This is a genomic window from Streptomyces sp. NPDC054813, from assembly GCF_053611365.1.
In genome coordinates this window covers 480,081-488,599 of sequence record NZ_JBSHAF010000005.1, presented here as the reverse complement: position 1 = coordinate 488,599, position 8,519 = coordinate 480,081, and the positions used below count along the sequence as shown (strand labels likewise).

The following is an 8,519-nucleotide window of genomic DNA, read 5'->3' as shown; positions in this document are numbered from 1 at the left end:
GCGGCGCGCGCGCGCAGCCCGCGCGCCCCCCCCCCCGCGCGCCCGCCGCGCGGGCGCCGCTGCGCGCCCCCGGCGCCCCCCCGCCCGGGGGGGGCCCCCCCCCCCTTCGTTTGTTCTCGTTCCTCAGCGCACCTGCGGGTCGAGCGTGGTCGCCTTCTCCTTCGGGACCGCCCTGCCGTCCGTGCCGACCACCTTCCGGCCGTCCAGCGGCGCCTTGAGATGCACCGTCTGGTGGTACTGCTTGGCGATCATGATGCAGATCTTGTCCGGCCAGGGTGTCTCGGTCACCTTGACCACCACCTGCTCCGAGCCCTCGTCCGCGGTCGCCTTGTAGTCGGCGCACACCCCGCCGGTGAAGGCGACGGTCAGCTCACCGCCGTCGGCCGTGTAGCCGTCCACCTTCACGTCCTTCGGGGTCCCGGGGGAGGAACTCGGCGTCGGCGAGGCCGCGGAGGCCAGGTACTTCGGGTCCACCGCCGGATAGGTGACGGTGTACGAGTCCGCCGCGCCGCGCACCTGGAACAGCCAGGACGGCACCAGCGCCTGCCGGCCGCCGACGGAGTGCGCGGCAAGCCCGAACACCGCGTTCTGGATCACGGCCGAGGGAGCGGAGGAAGCCGAGGAGGCGGACGACGTCGAGGCGGAGCACGGCTGCTCCAGCCGGTCCTTCAGCGGTACGGAACTGGCACAGCCGCCGATGCCCATCCGGTGGTCGGAGCGGGGCGCCGCGTTCATCAGACCCAGCGTCTTTTCGGCGCTCAGCACCGGATACGTGTCGCCCTTGACCGGCGCCGCCAGCATCCCGTTGCCGCCGACGACCTCGCCCGCTTTGCTGACGGTCAGCCCGGTCGTCCAGCCGTACGTGGGCAGCCCGCCGACCACCGGATCGGCGTTCACCGCCCGCTGGGCGCCCATGACCTGGCTCGCGTCGAGCTTCGCGTCGTCCTGGCCGAGCGCCTTGAGAACCGGGGCGGCCGCCTTCTCCGCGGCGGAGACGCTCACCGGGGCGGCGGCCGGCGCCGCCGGATCCTGTGCGCACACCAGGCCGGACTTGCAGTTGTCGGTGCCGGGGGCGTAGCGGCTGTACGTCCAGATGCCCGGGGCGGCCCTGTTCACCTGGAGACTCCCGCCGGAGCCATCGTTGTCGGTGCCGACCTTCCACACCTGGCCCTCGGCGACCGGCGCTCCCTCGATTCCGAGCGCCTTCGCCAGCGCGGCCACGCGGTCCTTGGGGACCTCGCCGGCCGGCTGGTACACCGCGGCCGAGTCGGGCCCGCCGGGGAGCGTTCCCCCCGCCTTGTAGGTCACTCCGTAGGGGTTGGGCTCGCCCGCGGCAATCCCGTTGCCACCGGAGGAGTAGCCGTCCAGGGCGAGCGGCGGGGGAGTGGAACCACCGGAGGTGCCGGTCCCGGCCGCCCCCGTACCGCCGCCGGAGCGGCCGCTCGCGGCGAGAAAGGCCCCACCGCCGCCGATGAGCAGCACGGCGGCGGCCACGGACGCGATGACAGCGGGAGACCGACGCCGGGCGGGACGGCCGCCGTCGGCCCCGAACCCCTCGGCACCGGAGAGCGAGGCCACCTCGGACTCGGGGATCACGTCCGGGTCGGAGGCCGAGGCGGGGGCGGGGGCGGGAGCCGCGCCCGGTGCGGGGGATTCTTCCGGCTCCGGGGCTGCTTCGGAGTCGAGGTTCTTCGCCGGCTCCGGGGCTGCTTCCGGCTCCGGAGCCGTCTTCGGGGCCGTCTTCGGCTCGGGAGCCGTTTCGGCGGTGGGGCCGGCGGCCGGTCGGGCACCTTCTGTGGGCTCGGGGGCCGTTTCCAGCTCGGCCTGGGCCTCGGCGCGGGTCGTTTCCGGTTCGGAGCTGTCCGCGGGCTCGGGGGTCGCCTCGGTGGCAGGGGGCGCGGCCGGTGCAGGGGTCGCTCGCGGCTCTGCCGGGGTGCGCTCCCCTGCCGGGCGGGCGGTGCTCTCGGTGGGGCCCGTGTCGGGCCGGGCGGCTGCCTTCGGCGACTCCGTGGTGTCCTGGGCCTCCGGGGGCTCCCCGGTGGTACCCGCGGCCACGTCGTCGTCGTTCTCGGGTCGCTCGCTCTTCACCGCATCGCTCCTTGCCGCCGTGTCGTATCCCGCCTCCCCTTCACGGGGGACGGCGATGGGACGCGGGAGGGGAGCGCGCGGTTCCCTGGAAACGCGCCGGGCGGCCTCAGTCGCCGTAGTCGGACATAGCGTCCAGCAGCCTGGCGGACTTCTTCGGCACAGTCACCCCGTGGATGAGTGACGGCGGCACCGGCCGGGCATCGCTGTGATCGGGAACCGCCCAGTGCGGGGCCATCCGCGCGCAGTCACCGCGCAGCGACGCCAGGTCGCCTTCGAGGTCGGCCGGAGCGGGGGCGTGGACCTTGAGGTTCGTCATGACCGAACGGTATGCACGTCGGGCGCCGCGAAGAAAGATCTACTATCGGGTAGTTTTGGCACCTTCAAGGTGCCCCGGCCGACCCGGTAGCGTTAACTGTCAATTACGCCTCCCCCTCAGGAGAGTCCCAGCCGTGCGCATCGCAGTCACCGGCTCCATCGCCACCGACCACCTCATGACCTTCCCCGGCCGCTTCGCCGACCAGCTCGTCGCGGACCAGTTGCACACGGTCTCGCTGTCCTTCCTGGTCGACAACCTGGACGTCCGCCGGGGCGGCGTCGGCGCCAACATCGCGTTCGGCATGGGACAGCTCGGCACCCGGCCGGTCCTGGTCGGCGCGGCGGGCTTCGACTTCGACGAGTACCGGGCCTGGCTCGACCGGCACGGCGTCGACACGGACTCCGTCCGCATCTCCGAGACCCTGCACACCGCACGTTTCGTGTGCACGACCGACGCCGACCACAACCAGATCGGCTCCTTCTACACGGGCGCGATGAGCGAAGCCCGCCTGATCGAGCTGAAGACCGTCGCCGACCGGGTCGGCGGCCTCGACCTGGTGCTCATCGGCGCGGACGACCCCGAGGGCATGCTCCGCCACACGGAGGAGTGCCGGACCCGGTCCATCCCCTTCGCCGCCGACTTCTCCCAGCAGATCGCCCGGATGAACGGCGACGAGATCCGGATACTGCTGGACGGCGCGACCTACCTCTTCTCCAACGAGTACGAGAAGGGTCTGATCGAGACCAAGACCGGCTGGAGCGACGAGGAGATCCTCGGGAAGGTCGGCCACCGGGTCACCACGCTGGGCGCACGCGGGGTGCGGATCGAGAGGGCCGGCGAGGAGGCCATCGAGGTCGGCTGCCCCGACGAGGAGCGCAAGGCGGACCCGACGGGTGTCGGCGACGCGTTCCGCGCGGGGTTCCTTTCGGGCCTGGCGTGGGGGGTCTCGCTGGAGCGGGCGGCCCAGGTGGGCTGCATGCTGGCGACCCTCGTCATCGAGACGGTCGGCACGCAGGAGTACCAGCTGCGTCGCGGGCACTTCATGGAGCGGTTCACCAAGGCGTACGGGGACGAGGCCGCGGAGGAGGTCCGGGGGTACCTGGTCTGACGCCGTCGGGTGCGGGTGCGTGGGGGCCGAGCGCGCCCACGCGGCGGTAGCCGCAAATCGGTACCGCCCCGCGCCCGTTGAGGGGCGCCTCAGCTGAGACGGCGTACCAGATAAGCCGTTCCTCGCTCGGCCTCCTCCTCGCCGACGTACTCCTGGCCCCGCATCTCGCACCACGCGGGGATGTCGAGTCGTGCGGCCTCGTCGTCGGACAGGACCCGCACCCTGCCGCCCACCGGCACGCTTCCGATCACCTTCGCCAGTTCGATGACCGGGATCGGGCACCGCTTGCCGAGCGAGTCCACGACCACCTCCTCCGCCTGCTGTACGGTCGCTGTCGGCATCGGGGCGCCCAACTTCTCCCGCACCCCCGCCACCACCCCCGGCAGCACCTCCAGGAAGCGGTCGACGTCCGCCTCGGCCGCCCCCGCCGGCAGCGACACCCGCACGTTCCCCTCGCTCAGCACCCCCATCGCCTTCAGCACATGGCTGGGCGTCAGCGTGCTGCTCGTGCAGGACGATCCGGACGACACGGAGAAGCCCTCCCGGTCCAGTTCATGCAGCAATGTCTCTCCGTCGACATAGAGACAGGAGAAGGTGACGATGCCCGGCAGGCGCCGGTCCGCGTCGCCCACCACCTCCACGTCGGGCACCGACTGAGGCACCCGCGCCCGGATCCGCGCCGTCAGCTCCCGCAGTCGTACCGCCTCCTGCTCGGCCTCCGCCCGTACGGCCCGCAGTGACGCGGCCGCCGCGACGATCGCCGGCAGGTTCTCGAAGCCGGGCGCACGGCCCGACTCCCGCTCGTCCGACGCCCCTTGGACGGTGAACCGCACCCCCTTGCGCACGACCAGCAGGCCCACCCCGCCCGGCCCGCCCCATTTGTGCGCACTCGCCGTCAGCAGCGACCAGTCGCCCTCGACGCGGCCCCACCCCAGCGACTGCGCCGCGTCCACCAGCAACGGGACCCCGGCCGCCCGGCACACCTCGGCCACCGCCGCCACCGGCTGCACGGTCCCCACCTCGTGGTTGGCCGACTGGAGGCAGGCGAGTGCGGTGTCCGTGCGGAGGGCGGCGGCGTACGACTCGACGTCGACCACGCCGGTCCGCCGTACCGGCACCTGCGTCACCTCCCCACCCTGAGCCTCGAACACCTCGGCCGAATGCAGCACCGAGGAGTGTTCGACGGCTGACACGATCAGGTGACGCCCGGTGCGACGGCGACCGGCCAACGCCCCCGCTACGCCCGTGTGGACAGAGCGGGTTCCGGACGGGGTGAAGACCAGTTCGTCCGCCCGGCACCCGACCGCCTCGGCGGCCGCCTCCCGGGCGGCGTCCAGCAGCATGCGCGCCTTGCGCCCCTCGCGGTAGAGCCGAGCGGGGTCGGCCCACCCGTCGTCCAGAGCGGCCAACAAGGCCTGACGGGCAACAGGATGGAGGGGAGCGGCAGACGCAGCGTCAAAGTAGGACACACAGCAACGGTAAAACGTCCTCAGGGGTACCCAGCCCAGGGGCGCGGGGCTGTGCCGATATGCGGCTCCGCCGCGTGGGTGCGACAAGCCGCATCGCACCCGCACCCGCACGTCAAACCGCGACAACCCGAGCTATTGGGCGCCCAATCCCACCCTTAAGGAGTGACCCGCGGCGCGTATGCCCCCCTCCCCGCGAACCCCCGAATCGCGTCGGCTAGGGTTTGGTCCGCATAAACATCCAAACCCCTGCCCGACGCAGGGCGGCGACCGACCAGCGAGAAGGCCGCAGCCGAACCGCGCGGGCGAGACTCTCGGGAAGGCGCTACGTGAGTCCCAACGGCTCCGACCGCTCGCCGCGGCGCCCGATGCGGCGGAAGCTGCTGCAGGCAATGACCGCGGGCCTGGTCCTTGCGACCGCCACCGGTTGCACATACAAGGACTTCCCCCGCCTTGGTATGCCCACCCCGACCACGGAAGAGGCTCCGCGGATCCTCTCCCTGTGGCAGGGCTCCTGGGCCGCCGCGCTCGTCGTCGGCGTGCTGGTGTGGGGTCTGATCATCTGGAGCGCCATCTTCCACCGGCGCAGCCGCACCAAGATCGAGGTGCCGGCCCAGACCCGGTACAACATGCCGATCGAGGCGCTGTACACGGTGGTTCCGCTCATCATCGTCTCGGTGCTGTTCTACTTCACCGCGCGTGACGAGACGAAGCTGCTCAGCCTCACCGACAAGAAGCCCGACGTCACGGTCAACGTGGTCGGCTTCCAGTGGAGCTGGGGCTTCAACTACGTGACGCCCGTCGACGGTGTCACCGGCGACGCGAAGACCGACGCGAACCTGGACGCCATTCCGGACCGGTTCAAGAAGGACTTCCCGGCCAACGCCGGTGGCGTCTACGACGTCGGTACGCCGGGCACCAAGAACCCGCAGACCGGCAACCCCGGTCCGACGCTCTGGCTCCCCAAGGGTGAGACCGTCCGCTTCGTCCTCACCTCGCGTGACGTCATCCATGACTTCTGGGTGGTGCCGTTCCTGATGAAGATGGACGTCGTCCCCGGCCACACCAACGCGTTCCAGGTGACTCCCAATCAGGAGGGCACCTTCCTCGGCAAGTGCGCCGAGCTCTGCGGCGTCGACCACTCCCGGATGCTGTTCAACGTGAAGGTCGTCTCGCCTGAGCGTTACCAGCAGCACCTCAAGGACCTCGCCAAGAAGGGGCAGACCGGTTACATTCCCGCCGGCATCGCGCAGACGAGCCACGAGAAGAACCGGGAGACGAACAACCTGTGAGCATCCTCAACGAACCCCAGGGTGCCGCGGCTGAAGGCTCGTACGCCGACGAGCTGCCGGTCAGGCGCAAGCAGCCGGGCAATGTCGTGGTGAAGTGGCTGACGACCACCGACCACAAGACCATCGGAACGCTCTATCTGGTCACGTCGTTCGCGTTCTTCCTGATCGGTGGAGTGATGGCGCTGCTCATGCGCGCCGAGCTCGCTCGCCCAGGTCTGCAGATCATGTCGAACGAGCAGTTCAACCAGGCGTTCACGATGCACGGCACGATCATGCTGCTGATGTTCGCGACGCCGCTGTTCGCGGGCTTCACGAACTGGATCATGCCGCTCCAGATCGGTGCGCCGGACGTCGCCTTCCCGCGGCTGAACATGTTCGCCTACTGGCTCTACCTGTTCGGCTCGACCATCGCGGTCGGCGGCTTCCTCACCCCGCAGGGCGCGGCCGACTTCGGCTGGTTCGCCTACTCCCCGCTCTCGGACGCGGTCCGCTCGCCGGGCATCGGCGCCGACATGTGGATCATGGGTCTGGCCTTCTCCGGCTTCGGCACCATCCTCGGCGCGGTCAACTTCATCACCACGATCATCTGTATGCGCGCCCCCGGCATGACCATGTTCCGCATGCCGATCTTCGTGTGGAACGTGCTGCTGACCGCCGTCCTGGTCCTGCTCGCCTTCCCCGTCCTCGCCGCCGCGCTGTTCGCGCTGGAGGCGGATCGGAAATTCGGGGCACATGTCTTCGATGCGGCAAACGGCGGAGCCCTGCTCTGGCAACACCTCTTCTGGTTCTTCGGCCATCCAGAGGTGTACATCATCGCCTTGCCGTTCTTCGGCATCATCTCCGAGGTCATCCCGGTCTTCTCCCGGAAGCCGATGTTCGGCTACATGGGTCTGATCGCGGCGACCATCGCGATCGCCGGTCTGTCCGTGACGGTGTGGGCCCACCACATGTACGTCACCGGCGGTGTGCTGCTGCCGTTCTTCTCCTTCATGACGTTCCTCATCGCCGTACCGACCGGCGTGAAGTTCTTCAACTGGATCGGAACGATGTGGAAGGGGTCACTGAGTTTCGAGACCCCGATGCTCTGGGCCACCGGCTTCCTGATCACCTTCACCTTCGGTGGTCTGACCGGTGTCATCCTGGCCTCGCCGCCGATGGACTTCCACGTCTCCGACTCGTACTTCGTGGTGGCCCACTTCCACTACGTGGTCTTCGGTACGGTCGTCTTCGCGATGTTCTCCGGCTTCCACTTCTGGTGGCCGAAGATGACGGGCAAGATGCTCGACGAGCGGCTCGGCAAGATCACCTTCTGGACGCTGTTCATCGGCTTCCACGGCACCTTCCTGGTCCAGCACTGGCTGGGCGCCGAGGGCATGCCACGCCGTTACGCCGACTACCTGGCGGCCGACGGCTTCACCACCCTCAACACGATCTCGTCGATCAGCTCCTTCCTGCTCGGCCTGTCGATCCTGCCGTTCCTCTACAACGTGTGGAAGACGGCCAAGTACGGCAAGAAGGTCGAGGTCGACGACCCGTGGGGTTACGGCCGCTCGCTGGAGTGGGCGACCTCCTGCCCGCCGCCGCGGCACAACTTCATCACCCTGCCGCGGATCCGCAGCGAATCCCCGGCGTTCGACCTGCACCACCCTGAGATCGCCGCCCTGGAGCAGTTGGAGCACGGCCAGGCCGTCGCCGCTGTCACGGGCAGCAAGGAGGCCGGCAAGTGAAGATCCAGGGCCGCATGTTCGTGTGGCTGAGCGTCTTCGTCCTCGCCATGGCGATCGTCTATGGCGTGTGGTCGAAGGAGGCGGCCGGAACCACGGCGCTCTTCATGGCCTTCGGCCTGTGCATCATGATCGGCTTCTACCTGGGCTTCACGGCCTCGCGGGTGGACGCCGGTGCCCAGGACAACAAGGAGGCCGATGTCGCGGACGAGGCCGGCGAGGTGGGCTTCTTCAGCCCGCACAGCTGGCAGCCGCTCGCCCTCGGTGTCGGCGGCGCGCTGGCCTTCCTCGGTGTCGCGGTCGGCTGGTGGCTGCTGTACTTCTCGGCGCCCATCATCATGATCGGCCTCTTCGGCTGGGTGTTCGAGTACTACCGCGGTGAGAACCGCACCCAGTAAGCACGCGCCGAGCGCACCGGGAGCCCGGACCCTCTAAGACACGAGGAAGGGGGGACCCGGAATAAGGGGCGGACAAGAGAAGAGAGGGAGAGCGAAAAAAAAAACCCCAAACCCACCCAGAAATCGT

Annotated in this window: 7 protein-coding genes; 4 read left to right on the top strand and 3 right to left on the bottom strand. The window is 69.6% G+C overall.

The features are described 5' to 3' along the window. Positions 1-123: 123 nt before the first annotated feature. Both ACWGJB_RS13130 and ACWGJB_RS13125 read right to left on the bottom strand, forming a co-directional pair. Positions 124-2,088 carry a hypothetical protein gene (locus ACWGJB_RS13130; protein WP_453380252.1) on the bottom strand — a complete coding sequence of 655 codons (1,965 nt, stop codon included), beginning with the start codon at positions 2,086-2,088 and terminating at the stop codon, positions 124-126. A 106-nt stretch (positions 2,089-2,194) separates the two neighbouring features. Continuing rightward, complete coding sequence (locus tag ACWGJB_RS13125) at positions 2,195-2,404, bottom strand: hypothetical protein (protein ID WP_453380251.1); 210 nt, start codon at positions 2,402-2,404, stop codon at positions 2,195-2,197. A 133-nt stretch (positions 2,405-2,537) separates the two neighbouring features. Between ACWGJB_RS13125 and ACWGJB_RS13120 the strand changes: the two genes are divergently transcribed. Beyond that, entirely contained in the window at positions 2,538-3,512 is a 975-nt protein-coding gene (locus ACWGJB_RS13120; RefSeq protein ID WP_360496145.1) for a carbohydrate kinase family protein, read from the top strand. 89 nt (positions 3,513-3,601) lie between these two features. Here the strand turns inward: ACWGJB_RS13120 and ACWGJB_RS13115 are convergent, their stop codons facing one another. Continuing rightward, a complete protein-coding gene (locus ACWGJB_RS13115; RefSeq protein ID WP_453380250.1) occupies positions 3,602-4,981 on the bottom strand; it encodes an aminotransferase class V-fold PLP-dependent enzyme in 1,380 nt (459 codons plus the stop codon). A 326-nt stretch (positions 4,982-5,307) separates the two neighbouring features. On the opposite strand from ACWGJB_RS13115, the gene ctaC reads away from it, so the two are divergent. From ctaC to ACWGJB_RS13100, 3 genes are read left to right on the top strand one after another with little or no spacing between them, the layout of a single operon-like run. Beyond that, positions 5,308-6,270: an aa3-type cytochrome oxidase subunit II gene (ctaC, locus tag ACWGJB_RS13110; protein ID WP_453380249.1), complete on the top strand. Its 963-nt coding sequence runs from the start codon at positions 5,308-5,310 to the stop codon at positions 6,268-6,270. Beyond that, the gene (gene ctaD, locus ACWGJB_RS13105; RefSeq protein WP_453380248.1) at positions 6,267-7,997 is read left to right on the top strand and encodes an aa3-type cytochrome oxidase subunit I; all 1,731 of its coding nucleotides are present in this window, start codon (positions 6,267-6,269) and stop codon (positions 7,995-7,997) included. Before ctaC ends, ctaD begins: the two co-directional genes overlap by 4 nt. Beyond that, positions 7,994-8,392, top strand: coding sequence for a cytochrome c oxidase subunit 4 (locus ACWGJB_RS13100; protein ID WP_046727399.1), 399 nt, complete (start codon positions 7,994-7,996; stop codon positions 8,390-8,392). Before ctaD ends, ACWGJB_RS13100 begins: the two co-directional genes overlap by 4 nt. The last annotated feature ends 127 nt before the right edge of the window (positions 8,393-8,519 follow it).